Here is a 16,473-nt window from a genome sequence, read left to right on the forward strand (position 1 = left end):
CACCTAACGTTATTTTTTCACAAGCTTATTCATTACTCCATACAACTTATTTGCTGCATCAGGAATACCTAGTTGCTTAGCAGCTAGCTTCATATTTTGTAATGTTTGTGTATCTAATAAAATCTCATCAATATCACGAATAAGCGTTTCAGCTGTTAATTCTTTTTCAAGTAACATTTTCGCCGCTCCTTTATCAACAACTGAAAGTGCATTCTTCTCCTGATGGTTATTTGTTACGTACGGACTCGGAATTAACACACTCGGCTTACCTAATGCTGTTAATTCTGCAAGTGTTGTTGCTCCGGCTCTTGAAACAACAAGATCAACGCCAGTTAGTACCTCTGGCATATTATGAATGAAAGGTTTAATAATAACATTATTCGGATTGCCTTTTTCCTTCACAGCATCCATCACTTTTTCATAATGCACTTCACCTGTTACGTACAATACTTCGTAACTTTTATTTCCAAACTGTTCAATCGCTTCTACGAAAGCATCGTTAATCGGTCTAGCTCCGCGACTTCCCCCAAAAATAAGTACGGACTTTTTAGGAAGAGATAGACCAACTGAACGTTTCCCTTTCATTCCGTTTTGATCCATTACCTCTGATGCTCGCGGATTACCTGTCATTACCACTTTTGACTGTGGAAAATGTTCTGTAGCTGCTTCAAAACAAACCGCAACTTTATCAACGTAACGACTTAAAAATTTATTCGTTACACCTGGTACACTATTTTGTTCATGTACAATAGTTGGAATATCTAGTTTTGCTGCCGCATATACAACAGGTCCACATACGTATCCACCCGTTCCAATCACTATATCCGGATTAAAACGACGAATATATCGTTTACTATCTTGTACACCCTTTAGAAAACGCATAACCGTTTTCACATTATCTAACGATATTTTCCGTTTGAATCCACTTATAACAATAGATTGGAACGGAATACCAGCTTTTGGAACGATGGTACTCTCTAATCCATTTTCTGTACCAATGTATAAAAATCTTGCTTCCGGATTTAATTTTTTTATTTCTCTAATTAAAGCAAGAGCTGGATAAATATGGCCTCCAGTACCCCCACCACTTACTAATACTCGCACTACTAATTCCTCCACTTCCCTGTTCTTATTCAATTGTATTTATTTCCATATACATATTGTATTTTCCACACATACGAAAAACCCTGTCTTTTAAACAGGGTTTAATAGCGAGAATGGCGACTTATATTCAATAATACACCTACTGCCATTAACATTAAGGTCAAACTTGATCCACCATAACTTAAAAATGGCAAAGTAATACCTGTAACAGGCATTAGTCCCGTTACAACACCAACATTAATCATTACTTGAATCGCAATCATCGCCACAATACCTACTGCTAAAAACGTACCATATAAATCTGGCGCTCCTAATGCTATACGAATCCCGCGCCATAGTAATAGACTAAATAATAATAACACAAATGAACCGCCAATAAAACCTAATTCCTCGGATAAAATTGCAAATATAAAGTCTGTTTGTGGTTCAGGTAAATAAAGAAATTTTTGTCTACTTTGCCCAAGTCCAAGCCCAAATAAACCACCAGGTCCAATTGCGAGTAACGATTGAATAATTTGAAATCCACTTCCGAGTGGATCCGACCACGGATCTAAATATGATGTGATGCGTTTCATTCGATATGGTGCTGATGCAATTAATCCTACAAATCCTGCTACACCAAGCAAACCAAACATTGCAAAATGAAAGACCCTTGCTCCCGAGATAAATATCATAATAATACATGTCCCAACCATTACCGTTCCCGTACCAAGATCTGGCTGTAACATAATCATCCCAAAAGCAAGAAATACAAAACTAAGAGCAGGTAGTAATCCACGTTTAAACGATGTAATTAACTTTTGTCGTTCCGCTAAAAATTTCGCTAAAAAAATAATCATCGCGAATTTCATAAACTCTGACGGTTGAATGGAAAATGCACCGATTCCAATCCAACTTCGTGCTCCCCCACGGACAAGACCTACTCCTGGAATTAGAACGAGAATAAGAAGAACGAAACAAACTAGCAAAATTACTTTTGAATATGTCCGCCACACCCAATAATCAATTTTCATGATAAAAAACATAGCCACTACACCAATACTCGCAAACAACAATTGTCTTTTTGCAAAAAAGAATGAATCCCCCATTTTATAAGAGGCCCAAACCGCACTCGCACTATAAACCATAATCATTCCGATTGTTAACAACGCAAGTGTAACGATAATAAGAATATAATCAGGCGTCTTCTTCATTAGCCATGAACACCACCTCTTTAGGCAGAATCTTTTGCCCTATGTAACAAAACATCAGTAGGTGTTAGCCTACTGATGTTTTGATTTACTTTATATAAGTTTATGCACAGCTTGTATAAAAATGTCTCCTCTTTCTTCAAATGTTTTAAATTGATCCCAGCTTGCACATGCTGGGGAAAGAAGAATTACATCGCCCTCCGTAGAATGAGCATAAGCTTTCACTACTGCTTCATCTAAAGTGTCGACACTTTCAATTATATCTAATCCCACTTTTTCTGCTGCTCTTACTAATTTTGGTGCTGTTTGTCCAAATGTTACAAGCGCTTTTACATTTTTGAAATATGGAATTAAATCATCGAATTCATTTCCACGATCAAGCCCACCTGCTAATAAAACAATTGGTTGTGTAAACGCAGATAAAGCTTTCTCAGTCGCTAACATATTCGTCGCTTTTGAGTCATTATAAAACTTACGGTTGTTAATAGTTGTTACATATTCTAAACGATGTTTTACACCTGTAAAACGTTTTAACACAACCGTAATAGCTTCATTAGAAACACCTAATAGTTTCGCAATACTCATCGCAGCTAAAATATTCTCTAAATTATGCTGACCAGGTAAAACAATATCGCTTACTTCAACAACTTTTTCACCTTTGAAATAAAGAGCGTTATCTTTTATACACGCACCATCTTCATTTTCTTTCGCTGTCGAGAATAGTATTTTTTGACCTTTACTATAAGCAGATAAAGCCATCACATCTGCATCATCTGCATTTATTACACTATAATCGTTTTCTGTTTGGTTTTTAAAAATATTAGCTTTTGCTAAACCATATTCTTTCTTCGTCCCATGATAATCTAAGTGGGCCTCAAATAAGTTTAAAAACACAGCGATTTTAGGCTGGAACGATTCTACTCCCATCAGTTGGAACGATGAAAGTTCTGTAACTACAACTTCATTCTCTTTTGCATCCTGTGCTACTTCACAAGCTACAGTGCCTATGTTCCCTGCAATAATAGGATGCTTTCGTCCTTCTTTTAGCATTTCAAACGTAAGCATTGTCGTCGTCGTTTTACCGTTAGACCCCGTAATACCAACAAATGGCGCTTCTGAAATACGGTATGCTAATTCAACTTCCGTAACGATTGGAATCTGCTTTTCTTTCGCAGCAACTAATATTGGGTTAGAATACGGAATCCCTGGATTTTTTACTACAAGAGAAATATTTCTCTCTAATAATTCCAAAGGATGCCCCCCGCATACAACGTCCATTCCTTTTGCTTGTAATTCTGCAGCAAGCGTATTTTCTGCTAAAGGCTTTCCGTCATTTACAATAACATTTGCCCCTAATTTTTGTAACAAGGTAGCTGCTGCATAACCACTTTTTGCAATGCCTAATACAAGAATATTTTTATTTTGAAATTCAGTTACAGTTTTCAATTACATCCACACCCCGATATAAATTCCTAACATAGCTAATAAAAATCCTACAGACCAAAACGTCACAACGACGCGCCATTCTGACCAACCACATAATTCATAATGATGGTGTAATGGACTCATTTTAAAGACACGCTTTCCGGTTGTTTTAAACGAAATGACTTGAATAATAACAGATAAAGTTTCCATTACGAATACTCCACCAATAATTACAAGTAACAATTCTTGTTTTAGTAAAATTGCTACAGCTGCGATCGCTCCACCTAAAGCTAAGGAACCCGTATCTCCCATAAATACTTTCGCTGGATTCGCATTGAATACTAAAAATCCAAGTACAGCTCCTACAACTGCCATACAGAATATTGCTACTCCGAATTGCTCTTGTGCCACAGCAATAATACTAAACGCTCCAAATGCAATAGCGGCAGTTCCCGATAATAAACCATCTAAACCATCAGTTAAGTTAACTGCATTCGACCCACCAATAAGCATAAATAATACAAGAACAAAATACGCCCAGCTTAGTTCAAACTTAACATCCGTCCCTGGAATCATAATGTATGTGTGAAATGCTTGCCCTTTTCCAATTAAAAAGAACGCAATTGCAATAATAAGCTGTCCTAGTAATTTTTGTTTCGATGTTAAACCAAGATTTCTTTTCTTAACTACCTTTATGTAGTCATCTAAAAAACCAATTAATCCATAACCAAATGTCACCAATAATAGTAACGAAACCTCTGCACGTAAATGATTAAACTTAATTGCCATAATTAAGGTCGTTACCATCATAGATACATATATGACAATACCGCCCATCGTTGGTGTCCCTGATTTTTTTTGATGTGACTTCGGTCCCTCATCACGAATACTCTGTCCGAACTTTAATTTTCTTAAAAATGGAATAAACAGTGGCGAAAGGGCAACAGAAATTAAGAATGCTACCCCTGCCGTTACTAATAAACCTTGCTCAAGCACATGTAGTCCTCCTCTCACGTTGTTACTCTTCGTTGTTTAGACGCCCTGTAATTGCTTCTTTAGCAACTTCACGATCGTCAAAATGATGAACTTCTTTACCAATAATTTGATACGTTTCATGCCCTTTACCAGCAATAATAATAATATCTTCTGCTTTGGCTTTCGAAATAGCATAACGTATCGCTTCTTTTCGATCAACAATTACTTCATAATTATTCCCTTTTGCATCTTTTATCATATCATCTAGAATAGCCACTGGATCTTCGCTTCTTGGATTGTCTGATGTATAAATCGCTTGAGTTGCATATTCTACCGCGACACTTGCCATCACTGGCCTTTTCGTGCGATCTCTATCACCACCACAACCAACGATACAATACACATCACCGTTCGCAAACTGTTTCGCTGTTTTTAGAACGTTCTCTAAGCTATCAGGTGTATGTGCATAATCCACAATAACTGTGTAATTTTGTCCTCCATCAACAACTTCAAAACGTCCAGGCACACCAGCAAGCTCTTTAATTACATCAATAATTGTTTGTAAGCTTACGCCCGAAACAAGGCCTGCTGCTGTAGCAGCCAACACATTGTATACATTAAACTTACCAATTAATTTCATCGTAACATCTACACTTTCATACGGTGTTACAAGTGTAAATGTCGTACCACCGCTCGTCATAACGATATCTTTAGCCATAATGTCACTTGAAACATCTATACCGTAAGTTACAACAGTTGCCGCTGTGCTTCTCATATACTCTTCCGTAACTGGATCATCGCTGTTCAATACAGCGTATTTTTTACGATTATGATTATAACTATTGCCAAGCTGTGCAAAAAGCAAGCCCTTCGCATGTTTATATTCTTCCATCGTTTTATGATAGTCTAAATGATCTTGTGTTAAATTCGTAAATACTGCAACATCATAATCGCATCCGTGTACACGCCCAAGATCTAAAGCATGAGACGAAACTTCCATTACTGTGCTATCTACACCTTGTTCAACCATTTTTGAAAACGTCTGTTGAAGTGTTAGTGCATCTGGTGTTGTATTTTTCACCTCAAATGTTTCATCACCGATTTTCATATTAATCGTTCCAATTAGCCCTGTTTTGTGACCATGTGCGCGCATAATTTCATCCATAATATGCGATGTTGTTGTCTTTCCATTTGTACCTGTAATACCGATTAAATGTAACTTGTGTGTTGGTTGACCATAAAAATAATCAGCTAAAACCGCTAACGAACGAAAAGTATTTTTCACAAGTACAACTGGAACGTCAACATCAATTGGTCTTTCCGCAACAATAGCAGCCGCTCCTTGTGCCGCTGCTTGCTTAGCAAAATTATGGCTATCAACCGTATACCCTTTCATACATACAAATAAGCTTCCTTCTTTCACTTTACGTGAATCAGCTTCAATAGATGTGATTTCTGGATTTTCTTTTGGAACAACTGGAAAATCATGCAAACATGATACAAGTGTATGCAACTTCATTTCACTAAACCCTCTCTACATTGTTTATTTATCTCTTTTTTAGTAAGCAACACATTACCTCCTAGTTAATTTAAATAGGAGGTACGTGCTACTATCGTCTAATACATAGACCTATTTATTAATGAGACACTTCCTGTCTCAAATTAAGTAACTCTTCTATAAAGAACTCACTTCCACCAATTGTACCATAAAACACATTATGTTACCTTTAATTCCCGAAGTAAATTCTAATTTTTGAGCCTTCTTTTACCTTGGCCCCAGCTTCTGGTGATTGTTTAATTACTTTCTCTCCATCTCCGCTTATATCTAGCTTCAAATCAACAAGTTGAGTTTGTAAATCTTTCTTTTTCATGCCAATTAAATTCGGAACTTCAACAGTTGGTGTGTCGCCCCATTTATATTCTTTCTCAACTTGTTCTTTTCTAGGTTTCACTCCCATAACAGGAAGTGCATCCCGAAGAATATTCCCAACAATTGGAGCCGCTACTACTCCACCAAATTGAGTGACTCCTTTTGGATTATCGACAGCTACATAAACAACAATTTGCGGATCATCCGCTGGAGCAAAACCAATAAAAGATACTATATAGTTATTCTCTAAATATTTACCATCTTTCACCTTTTGAGCAGTACCTGTTTTTCCACCTACACGATATCCGTCAATAAACGCACCTTTACCAGATCCCTTCGCCACAACATTCTCTAATGCATAACGAACTTTTTCTGAAGTTTCCTCGGAAATAACTTTCCTTTTATCAACAGGTGTTTTTTTACTAACAACTTGATTATTTTTCGGATCAATAAATTCCTTAGCTATATATGGTTGGTATAACGTTCCACCATTTACAGCCGCTGCTACAGCTGCTACTTGTTGAATTGGTGTAACAGAAACACCCTGCCCAAATGAAGTTGTTGCTTGCTCAACTGGACCCACTTTATCTAAATTAAATAAAATCCCACTACCTTCACCTTGCAAGTCGATTCCAGTCTTCTGTCCAAAGCCGAAGTTGCGAATGTATTTAAACAATCTGTCTTTACCAAGACGATCACCAAGTTCAATAAACCCTGGGTTACACGAGTTTTGAACGACTTCTAAAAACGTCTGGCTACCATGACCTCCAGCTTTCCAACATTTTAATCTGGCTCCACCAACTTCAGCTGCTCCATCATCATAAAACGTATCTTTCTCTAAGTCTACTAAATTTTCATTCAAAGCGGCCGCTAACGTAATGATCTTAAATGTTGAACCAGGCTCATACGTACTCCATACAGGTAAATTTCTATTATACACTTCTGGAGAAACACTTTGAAAATCTGCTGGATCAAAACTCGGTCGACTCGACATGCCTAAAATCTCACCATTTTTTGGATTCATTGCAATTGCAATCATACCGTCGGGATTATATGTTGACTCTGCGATATTCATTTCTCTTTCCATAATTCTCGTAATACGCGCATCAATTGTTAAGCCTAAGTTCAATCCAGCTTCTGGTTTTTTGAAATCATCACCAATATTAGGCATTCTTTGTCCTTTCGCATCTGCAAAAAAACGGACATGACCTTTATCACCATTCAGCTCTTTATCATAATATTTTTCTAACCCCATAAGACCTTGATTATCACTACCTGCAAACCCTAATACGTGTGATAAAAAATTCCCAAATGGATAGTACCGGATAGAATCCTCTGCAATATAAACTCCCTTTAAACTTAATCCTCGTACCTCTTTCGCTTTGTCATGCGATATTTTCCTGCCACCCTTATCTAATCTTACAATTGATTCCTTTTTTGTAACCCTCTTATAAATCTCGTCTTTTTCCACACCTAATACTGCAGCTAACTTCTCTGCAGTCTCTGCTGGTTTTTCAATTTGCCTCGGCACTACAAATACCGTTGGGGCACTTTTATTTGTGGCAAGTTCCACACCGTTTCGGTCTAAAATTTTCCCTCTTTCAGGCTCAAAAGTAATATTACGACTCCACGAATCTTTCGCGCGATCCGTTAACATATTCCCAAGAAAAAACTGTACATATCCAAGACGAATATCGATGATAGTGAAAATAAGTATACCTGATATAAGTATAAAAATAAGTCTTTTTCTAACCGTTACATTTGATACACGCATATTGGAACAAGCCTCCCTTACGCCTAGCTTGTTCCAATATATGCTTGTACTTATTTAATTAGAACTCCTTGCTTCTTACCATTATGGTTTTTCTGCTTCTTGTTGCGGTTCAAGTGGCGGCACTAGTGTTACACCTAATTCTGTACCCGGTTGCAGTAACGTTCCTTCTGCTACACTTTGTTCAGTTACGTATCCGGTACCAGAAGGTTTTAAGTTAAGCTGTAATGTTTTCGCCAAATTCATAACATCACGCAGTGCCCACCCTTGTATATTTGGCATTGTTGGCTTATCTCCCACTAAGAAGACTCGATCGCCTTTTAATGTTTGTTCAGTTGCTTTCGGTACTTGTTGCTGCACTTTTCCTTCACCAAGTATGATTGGACGGAGTTTTGCTTTTTCAATTGCTTTCCCCGCTTCAGCCATCGTTTTACCAGTTACATCCGGAACAGCAGTTTGTTGCTCTTTTAAATGTTTCTTCGGATCTTTCACTTCATTTGGCTTTATCTTTAAATACTCTAAACTATTTTTTGTTACATATTTAAAAATATCAGCTAACGGCTGTGCACCGTTCTCATCATCTTTCAATTTCGGCTGTTTAACAGCTACATACACAACAAGTTGCGGATCGTCCATCGGCGCCATCCCTAAGAATGAGAATATATAATTCTCTCTCCCTGTCATATAGCCACCTTTTCCATCCGGAATTTGCGCTGTCCCTGTTTTACCACCAACTGAATATCCATCGACTTTATAAGCAGTTCCTGTTCCTTTTGGAGATGTAACAACACGTTCTAACAACTGTCTTACTTGCGCTGCTGTTTCTTTTGTAACCGGCTTTCCTACTTCTTCTGGTTTATGCTCTAATTTTACTTCCCCTGTTATCGGATCTACAATTTTGTCAATCGCATATGGTTTCATCATTTTCCCATCATTTGCAATTGACGTTGCAGCTTGTACAAGCTGAATTGGCGTTACAGTAGAACCTTGTCCAAAAGCCGTTGTTACTTGCTGTATTTGCTGATCAAATAAAATTGTATTAGAACCTTCACCAGGTAAATCAATATTTGTTTTCTCATCTAGCCCAAAAGCATTAATATATTTACGGAAACGTTCTGGACCAAGTTTTTGATCACCTAAAATAGCAAACGCTACGTTTGAAGATCTCTCTACCCCTTCATCGAAGGTAATAGAGCCCCAGCCAGCACCGCCATTATGATCTTTTATTTTCCGGTTTCCAACTTGATATGTACCAGACTGATAATAATCTTGTCCTTTGTACACACCTTCATTAATAGCTGCCGCTAATGTGAAAATTTTCATTGTTGACCCCGGTTCAAATGCATTTGAAATCGCATCATTGAAGAAATATTTAATTTGACGATCATTAGGATCATAACTAGGTTTAGTAGACATCGCTAATATTTTTCCAGTTTTCGGATCCGCAACAATCCCTATTAAACTTTCTGGATCATATTGTTTACTCGCCGCTTTCATCGCATCTTCTAAATAACTTTGAACCCGTTGATCCATTGTTAAATACACGTTATCTCCATTTTTTGGTGCCTCTACGTTCACTTTGCCACCATCAAGAGATACACCTTTACGATCGCCTGTATATGCTACCTTTCCGTTAGAAGCGCTTAAATATTTATCCAAACTTTTTTCTAAGCCAAATTGTCCTACCGAAGTTCCCTTTTCATTTGGTTTCGCATGACCTATGACGTAAGACGCAAAATCACCGTTTGGATACACTCTTGCATTTTCTGTAATAAAAGATATTCCCGGCAAATTCAGTGCCTCTATTTGTTTCTTCTGTTCTCTCGTCAAATCCTTGCCTAGTGTTCCAAATTCGACTTGACTTCTGCCTTCCTTATTTAATGCAGCTAAAATATCCTCTTCGCCTTTTCCTAGTACTCCCGCAATTTTCTTTGCAGTATCCTCTTTATTCTCAACAGGTTTCGCACCTTTTAATTCAGCTACAAGTTTATAAGAGTTTGCATCTTGCGCTAACACATGACCATTTTGGTCATAAATCGTTCCTCGATTCGCTTCGAGAACTCCTGTTTTACTATGTTTTTGCCTAGCAAGTTCATCCAAATCCTGATTATGCACTGTTCCTGTCGCTTGTATGTAAAAAAATCGGGCTAATAACAGCAAAAAGAGCAGGAGGAAAAATATCATAAAATAACCTGCTCCTTTATTGGTATGAAATTTAGTCATATTTTTCTTCATCTTTCCTTCACACCTATTGCCTTACTTGAGGCCTTTCACATTATTCGCATTAATTTCTAGCCCATGTTTTTTTGCAACTTCAGCGATTCGTTCATAGCGACTTAGCTTCTCTACTTCAGCCTGCAATTCTTGATTTTCTTTTTGCTGCTGTACAATTTTTTCTTCGATCGTCGCTGCTTCTACATTAACTTGATAAAGCCCTGCTTTATTCCCAATAAACGCTACACAGGCATACAATAAAAAGCCAATAAACGCTACATACATCAGTTTTTCGACCCTTGTAATCTTTGCTTTAACCTTCGGCTTAACCATCTGCTGCGGGGGCGTTTGAATTTGTACCTCTTCTTGCGCTTGTTGTTTGTACTTTACAGCTAAATTAGTCATACCTCTCTCTCCTTTTTATCGTTTTTCAGCGATTCTCAACTTCGCAGAACGCGCTCGATTATTTTCTTCCAGCTCTATATCAGAAGGTAAAATCGGTTTTCTTGTAATAAGCTTTAATTTCGGCTTAAATTCATCTGGGATAATTGGTAACCCTGGCGGCAATTGCGGCGTTGTACTATTTCGCTTAAATGTTGTTTTACAAATACGGTCTTCTAATGAATGGAATGTTATAACACTAACTCTTCCACCAGGCTTGACCATCTCAATAGCAGATTCCAACGCTTCTTCAAATACTTTCAATTCATCATTTACAGCAATACGGATTGCCTGGAAAACTCGCTTCGCAGGATGTCCACCAGTTCTACGCGCAGGAGCCGGAATACCTTCTTTTATTAGTTCCACTAATTCTCCTGTCGTTTCAATAGCTTTATTTTCACGATACGCTTCAATTTTTCTTGCTATTTGCTTTGAAAATTTCTCTTCACCATACTGGAAGAAAATTCTTACGAGTTGTTCATATGACCAGCTATTTATAACATCATATGCTGTTAATGGGGCATCTTGATCCATCCGCATATCTAACGGTGCATCATGATGATAACTAAAGCCTCGCTCTGGTGTATCTAATTGTGGGGATGAAACACCTAAATCGAATAAAATACCGTCTACCTCTGTTATGCCTAATTCCTGTAGTTTTTCAGATAAGTAACGGAAATTGCTCTTTACCGTTATAAACTGCTCACCGTATGAAGAAAATTTTTCTTTTGCATTTTGAATCGCTATCTCATCTTGATCAAAAGCAATTAATTTTCCCCCATCAGTCAATTGGGATAATAAATAAGAACTATGTCCTCCTCCCCCCAGTGTACAATCTACATATGTACCATCTGGCTTTATATCTAAGCCGTCTACTGTTTCTTTCAAAAGTACTGTTACGTGTTTAAACATTGTTGCACCTACTCTTTTTCCAATTAATTTATGTTAAATGTATTTCTTCCTCTAAACGTATTTCTCACGATCAGAGAACGAAATACTACTAAAGAACGACTCAGTTAACTTACCAACAAAGGCAGCATACTATACAAATCGCTATTTTCTTTTATTATATACTAAATTTTATCATTTTTTGCGGGAATTTAAATAAAAAACTGTCGAAAAAGAGAATAATACGTTTACATTTTGTGTGATTTTGTCATATATTTAAGTATCCTACATATATACAATCTCTACCAGTTATAAAATGATAATTCAGAAAAATTTCACTTCACAGTAAATTCAACAGAATAAAAATAAAATCCTGCTCCAAAGAGCAAGATTCTATAGTTTTATAACATGATGTTTTCCATCCCAAGAAAATGAATTCTCCATCACTCGATCAACGAAATCCAAACCGAACTGATTTAAATAATAACATACATTCCACACGCGCTCTTGCGGAGCTCCTAATGGACGAATTGCACATTGTATACGGCGGAATTTATTTAGTTGAACTTCATGTTTTTTCTCAACATTTCTTTTCAACATTCTTTCTAACAGTTCAATTTGTTCATTAATTTTCAACTCATTCTTCCCTGCGAATTCACTTAATCCTGGATCTATTTTTTTCACAAACTGTTGTAATGATGTATGAATATCAATAATTTCTTTTTTCGCCTCTACAAATCGATCGTCGATTGGTTCCTCTATTTGATCAGACAACCAGTTTTCACGTAATTTATCTATATCATGTAAAAACGGATCATTTTCTTGCAACTGTAAATCATTTAAATCTGTCGCTATATCTCTCTCTATATAAGTCATTGTAAGACGAGGAACGACAGGCGGCATTTGGAAACCAACAGTATGGAATACTTGTTGCAGTTCACTCCAATAAGCTATCTCCCCTGGACCTCCAATAAACGCTAGCGTAGGAAATACATGCTCTTGCATAAGAGGACGTGTTACAACATTATTACTAAAACGCTGTGGACTTCTCTCCAACTCTTCAATCAATTCTTCATATGAAAAAGAATGTGTCCCATCTTTTCCGACAAACTTTCCTTGATTGTCTTCAAGCAGCACTCGCTCATTATCGATTTCCATGAATATATGCACTGCATTAGACTTTGTTTCAATAATTGGTTTATACCCTAATTCTTTAATTACTTCCTGCTGATTGTGAAGCCCCTCTTGCACTTCTTTATACTTGCTTATAATACGTTTGAAGAATGGAACCTCTAACTTCCTTAATTCAGGATGATGCGAATCAACAAGAATTAAACCAGAATTAGCAAACATTTTTGTAATAAGGTAAGCAAAGAAATCTACATACGTATTCGATTTATTCAAAGCATCATCTACAAATCGTAATACATCCTTTGTAAAATTCGTTTCTGGGTATGTTTTAAAAATCTCTTCCATCCATTTTCTACAATCTTCAACAGACAGTTCAGACTCAGAAGCACTCGCCTTTTTCGGATTACGGTCATGAAAAATAGTCTTTTTTATTTTTTTATTTTTCGTTACAAAAGTATGATTAATCTCATCCATATCATGATCTTCACCAGCAATCCAGAATACAGGAACGACTTTAACGCCTAAACTTTCTTCCTTTTCCTTTGCAAGCTGTAAAATTGAAATAACTTTATGAATTGTATAAAGCGGTCCAGTTAATAACCCCGCTTGTTGTCCAGCTATAACAACATATGTATTTTCATCTCCAAGCGCTTTTACATTTTGAATTGTAGATTCTCCCGCTTGCAATTTTGTATTATATTCTAATAAATGCGCTACTAACTCTTGGCGGAAAAACTTCCTTTCACGCAAATCATGTAAACGTTGTTTAAAAGCAACTTCTGTTAACATATAATCAAAACACGACTGTATCTCTTTTTTACCGTTCATATAGTCCGCTACAATACCTTGTTGCGGAACAGAGATTTCGTTTATCTCCATATAATTCTTCCTTTCGTATCCAGTTCTCTCACCAATCCACATTGTAGTCAATGTTTCACGTAAAAGCAAAGAATAACACTTATTCTTTTACTTCTAATCCTTTTATTGCATCGAACAAAAATTGAAGTGTCGGAACTGGTCGTTGCTGTTTCTTAGCTTCCTCTAACACATATCCAACAATCGCATCGATCTCCGTTTGTCTATTCGCTCTTACATCTGCTAGCATAGATGATGTATTATGAGACGTTCTTTCACATATACCTCGTACCATTTCCCATACCATTTCTTGTTCTTCACTAACAAGAAATGCAACTTCCCTAAATACTTGCTCCATCATTTGATAAAAAAAAGGATTCGTAATTAACTCACCGTTCTGAACCCGCAATAACGCTGTCAATGGATTAATACATACATTTACTACTAATTTTTTGTACATAATACCTTTCCAATCAGCCTCTATTTGAATTGGAAAATGAGCAAAAGGAAAATAATTGAATACTTTTTCAAAATATAAAGATGGACCGCGCACTACCCCAAACTTCGTTATACCTATTCCAGTATGATGGACCGTATACCTTTCTTCTTTTTTCGCACCGTGTTCTACAATACCAACAGCTATATTCTCATTCCTTATTTTCTGTATAGCATGAAGATGCGACATTCCGTTTTGCAAAAAGATTAATGATGATTCTCCTTGCACAAACGGTAATATGTCATTTATATGGTATTGCTTCACAGCAATAAATGTATAATCTAACTTCTGATCTAACATATATTCTATCGGTAAAATGGATGGAAATACCGTTTCACGTTTCCCATCTCTAATACAAGTTACACCTGTTTTATTCAATTCTTCAGCCTGCTTAGCCGTCCTTGTAAACAACGTGACATCTTGATTACTTTTTTGTAAATAAAATGTATATAATAGACCAATAGCACCTGATCCTACAATTCCAATTTTCATTTTCACCCAAGGAATTCATATTAAATTTCCTTGCCTTCCCTCCCTTTATATCTTTCTAATTCACATGCACACATCCTACGCTTGCACTGACTCCTAACAGATAAATGCAACCTCTTCTTTCACTATGTATATACTACCTATTAATGTGCTTCTATTCTTAGTTTAGCAAATCCTCAAAAAAAATAATAAAAGAAATATACTATCTTCTTCATAAAAATAAAAAAATAAGTTATAATATTATTATAAATATTTTTACTTTTCTGGATTCAACAAGATAAGAAAAGGATGTGATGTAATGGGATTCCCAAAAGTTGAGCGCTTGCTCATCAATTATAAAACATTAGATGAATTTAAAAAATTTAAAGGTTGCGGAGCTCTAGAACTATCTATGTTGGAAGAGTTACAAGCAAACATTATTGAAAACAATAGCGAATCACCATTTTATGGTATTTATTATGGCGGATCACTAATCGCACGTATGAGTCTATATATGAAAAGGGATGGTGGCGAACCATTTGAAATTACTGGCCCTTACCTAGAACTTTATAAACTTGAAGTGTTACCAACTTTTCAAAAACAAGGATTTGGACAAATGCTTGTGAATTATGCAAAACAACTACAGTTCCCAGTTAAAACGATAGCACGTATCCATTCGGCTGGTTTTTGGGATAAATTAAATTTCCAACCTGTATCAGTAACTAATGGTGATTTTTATATTTGGCATCCAGAAACAAATATGAATGCGATTACAAACGAGGAATCTGCATAAGAAATAAAAAAACAGCTGCGTAACAGCTGTTTTTATTTCTTTAACTTCTCTAACTTTCCATTCGAACGAACACTATTTCTTTCCGCTACCATTACACTTCTTTTTTGATCGATATAATCAAGTAATGTTCTATACTCTTCCTCATATACTGATAATCGCTCTAGAAGTCGTTCTCTCTCTGTTTGTAGCGATTCAACTTGTTTTTGCAACACCATTAAAGAGTTTTCATCTTTATAATTTTGCAAGAAATCAATAACATCATTCAGTGTAATTGACGTAGGCTCTAATACCTCCGTCTCTTTCGCTTCATAATTTTCTACTTTACGAAGTTGTTTCGCTTCTTCAATACGTTCTTTATATTGCTTTCTCACGTAAGAATTCCATCTAAATCCACATGCTGCTGGTGTACGAGACAAATGTCTTCCCACTTCTTTAAAGGCAGAAAGTTGCGTTCCACCTTCTTGAATATGCCGGAGTACTACTTCTGCCAGAAGCAAATCTTCATCATCAGTCCAAGCATCTTGTCTTGTTGTCGCCATCTCTCTAGTCCTCCCTATGCATTTTTTATTAAGCATATGCAGTTACTAGAAAAGATAGAATACAACAACTAAAGAATAAAACAAAAAAAAAAATAAACGTAGAAGATATCTTCTACGTTTATTTTCCCGCAATTACTTGCTGATTACTTCTTTACCTTTGTAAGTACCGCATGCTTTACATACACGGTGAGCTAATTTCGCTTCACCACAGCTTGGGCACTCTACCATACCAGGTACTGATAATTTGAAATGCGTACGACGCTTTCTTTTTACTGTTTTAGAAGTTCTTCTAAAAGGTACAGCCATTCTTCCC

Annotated in this window: 14 protein-coding genes; 1 reads left to right on the forward strand and 13 read right to left on the reverse strand. The window is 36.5% G+C overall.

The window, feature by feature from the left end; genetic code table 11:
- Nucleotides 1-9: 9 nt before the first annotated feature.
- From murG to panE, 11 genes are all read right to left on the reverse strand, one after another.
- Complete coding sequence (gene murG, locus JDS92_RS03820; RefSeq protein ID WP_199631523.1) at nucleotides 10-1,104, reverse strand: undecaprenyldiphospho-muramoylpentapeptide beta-N-acetylglucosaminyltransferase; 1,095 nt, start codon at nucleotides 1,102-1,104, stop codon at nucleotides 10-12.
- 101 nt (nucleotides 1,105-1,205) lie between these two features.
- A complete protein-coding gene (spoVE, locus tag JDS92_RS03825) occupies nucleotides 1,206-2,297 on the reverse strand; it encodes a stage V sporulation protein E (RefSeq protein WP_000753526.1) in 1,092 nt (363 codons plus the stop codon).
- 90 nt (nucleotides 2,298-2,387) lie between these two features.
- Nucleotides 2,388-3,740 carry a UDP-N-acetylmuramoyl-L-alanine--D-glutamate ligase gene (gene murD, locus JDS92_RS03830; RefSeq protein ID WP_000860109.1) on the reverse strand — a complete coding sequence of 451 codons (1,353 nt, stop codon included), beginning with the start codon at nucleotides 3,738-3,740 and terminating at the stop codon, nucleotides 2,388-2,390.
- Nucleotides 3,741-4,715, reverse strand: coding sequence for a phospho-N-acetylmuramoyl-pentapeptide-transferase (mraY, locus tag JDS92_RS03835; RefSeq protein WP_087969781.1), 975 nt, complete (start codon nucleotides 4,713-4,715; stop codon nucleotides 3,741-3,743).
- A 22-nt stretch (nucleotides 4,716-4,737) separates the two neighbouring features.
- Nucleotides 4,738-6,213: a UDP-N-acetylmuramoyl-L-alanyl-D-glutamate--2,6-diaminopimelate ligase gene (locus JDS92_RS03840; protein ID WP_000766323.1), complete on the reverse strand. Its 1,476-nt coding sequence runs from the start codon at nucleotides 6,211-6,213 to the stop codon at nucleotides 4,738-4,740.
- A 208-nt stretch (nucleotides 6,214-6,421) separates the two neighbouring features.
- The gene (locus JDS92_RS03845; protein WP_001266240.1) at nucleotides 6,422-8,338 is read right to left on the reverse strand and encodes a stage V sporulation protein D; all 1,917 of its coding nucleotides are present in this window, start codon (nucleotides 8,336-8,338) and stop codon (nucleotides 6,422-6,424) included.
- Between the two features lie 81 nt (nucleotides 8,339-8,419).
- Entirely contained in the window at nucleotides 8,420-10,570 is a 2,151-nt protein-coding gene (locus JDS92_RS03850) for a penicillin-binding protein (RefSeq protein WP_000739951.1), read from the reverse strand.
- Nucleotides 10,571-10,591: 21 nt separating this feature from the next.
- Nucleotides 10,592-10,954, reverse strand: coding sequence for a cell division protein FtsL (gene ftsL / locus JDS92_RS03855; protein WP_000182809.1), 363 nt, complete (start codon nucleotides 10,952-10,954; stop codon nucleotides 10,592-10,594).
- A 15-nt stretch (nucleotides 10,955-10,969) separates the two neighbouring features.
- Complete coding sequence (gene rsmH, locus JDS92_RS03860) at nucleotides 10,970-11,902, reverse strand: 16S rRNA (cytosine(1402)-N(4))-methyltransferase RsmH (protein ID WP_000472506.1); 933 nt, start codon at nucleotides 11,900-11,902, stop codon at nucleotides 10,970-10,972.
- A 369-nt stretch (nucleotides 11,903-12,271) separates the two neighbouring features.
- A complete protein-coding gene (gene bshC / locus JDS92_RS03865) occupies nucleotides 12,272-13,888 on the reverse strand; it encodes a bacillithiol biosynthesis cysteine-adding enzyme BshC (protein WP_199631524.1) in 1,617 nt (538 codons plus the stop codon).
- Nucleotides 13,889-13,967: 79 nt separating this feature from the next.
- The gene (gene panE, locus JDS92_RS03870; protein WP_016109034.1) at nucleotides 13,968-14,852 is read right to left on the reverse strand and encodes a 2-dehydropantoate 2-reductase; all 885 of its coding nucleotides are present in this window, start codon (nucleotides 14,850-14,852) and stop codon (nucleotides 13,968-13,970) included.
- A 295-nt stretch (nucleotides 14,853-15,147) separates the two neighbouring features.
- Between panE and JDS92_RS03875 the strand changes: the two genes are divergently transcribed.
- On the forward strand, nucleotides 15,148-15,621 hold the full coding sequence (locus tag JDS92_RS03875; RefSeq protein WP_000506686.1) for an N-acetyltransferase: 474 nt from the start codon (nucleotides 15,148-15,150) through the stop codon (nucleotides 15,619-15,621).
- Between the two features lie 32 nt (nucleotides 15,622-15,653).
- Here JDS92_RS03875 and JDS92_RS03880 read toward each other — a convergent pair whose 3' ends face one another.
- Nucleotides 15,654-16,160 carry an RsfA family transcriptional regulator gene (locus tag JDS92_RS03880; protein WP_199631525.1) on the reverse strand — a complete coding sequence of 169 codons (507 nt, stop codon included), beginning with the start codon at nucleotides 16,158-16,160 and terminating at the stop codon, nucleotides 15,654-15,656.
- Nucleotides 16,161-16,292: 132 nt separating this feature from the next.
- Complete coding sequence (gene rpmF, locus JDS92_RS03885; RefSeq protein ID WP_001984764.1) at nucleotides 16,293-16,466, reverse strand: 50S ribosomal protein L32; 174 nt, start codon at nucleotides 16,464-16,466, stop codon at nucleotides 16,293-16,295.
- Nucleotides 16,467-16,473 lie beyond the last annotated feature (7 nt).

This window comes from Bacillus cereus group sp. N12 (genome assembly GCF_016483575.1).
Classification (GTDB): Bacteria; Bacillota; Bacilli; order Bacillales; family Bacillaceae_G; genus Bacillus_A; species Bacillus_A toyonensis.

What these genes read in the sequence shown, in the direction of transcription:
- spoVE (WP_000753526.1), bottom strand. Translation starts at nt 2,297, where the DNA reads ATGAAGAAGACGCCTGATTATATTCTTATTATCGTTACACTTGCGTTG.
- JDS92_RS03840 (WP_000766323.1), bottom strand. Translation starts at nt 6,213, where the DNA reads ATGAAGTTGCATACACTTGTATCATGTTTGCATGATTTTCCAGTTGTT.
- JDS92_RS03845 (WP_001266240.1), bottom strand. Translation starts at nt 8,338, where the DNA reads ATGCGTGTATCAAATGTAACGGTTAGAAAAAGACTTATTTTTATACTT.
- JDS92_RS03850 (WP_000739951.1), bottom strand. Translation starts at nt 10,570, where the DNA reads ATGAAGAAAAATATGACTAAATTTCATACCAATAAAGGAGCAGGTTAT.
- ftsL (WP_000182809.1), bottom strand. Translation starts at nt 10,954, where the DNA reads ATGACTAATTTAGCTGTAAAGTACAAACAACAAGCGCAAGAAGAGGTA.
- rsmH (WP_000472506.1), bottom strand. Translation starts at nt 11,902, where the DNA reads ATGTTTAAACACGTAACAGTACTTTTGAAAGAAACAGTAGACGGCTTA.
- bshC (WP_199631524.1), bottom strand. Translation starts at nt 13,888, where the DNA reads ATGGAGATAAACGAAATCTCTGTTCCGCAACAAGGTATTGTAGCGGAC.
- panE (WP_016109034.1), bottom strand. Translation starts at nt 14,852, where the DNA reads ATGAAAATTGGAATTGTAGGATCAGGTGCTATTGGTCTATTATATACA.
- JDS92_RS03875 (WP_000506686.1), top strand. Translation starts at nt 15,148, where the DNA reads ATGGGATTCCCAAAAGTTGAGCGCTTGCTCATCAATTATAAAACATTA.
- JDS92_RS03880 (WP_199631525.1), bottom strand. Translation starts at nt 16,160, where the DNA reads ATGGCGACAACAAGACAAGATGCTTGGACTGATGATGAAGATTTGCTT.
- rpmF (WP_001984764.1), bottom strand. Translation starts at nt 16,466, where the DNA reads ATGGCTGTACCTTTTAGAAGAACTTCTAAAACAGTAAAAAGAAAGCGT.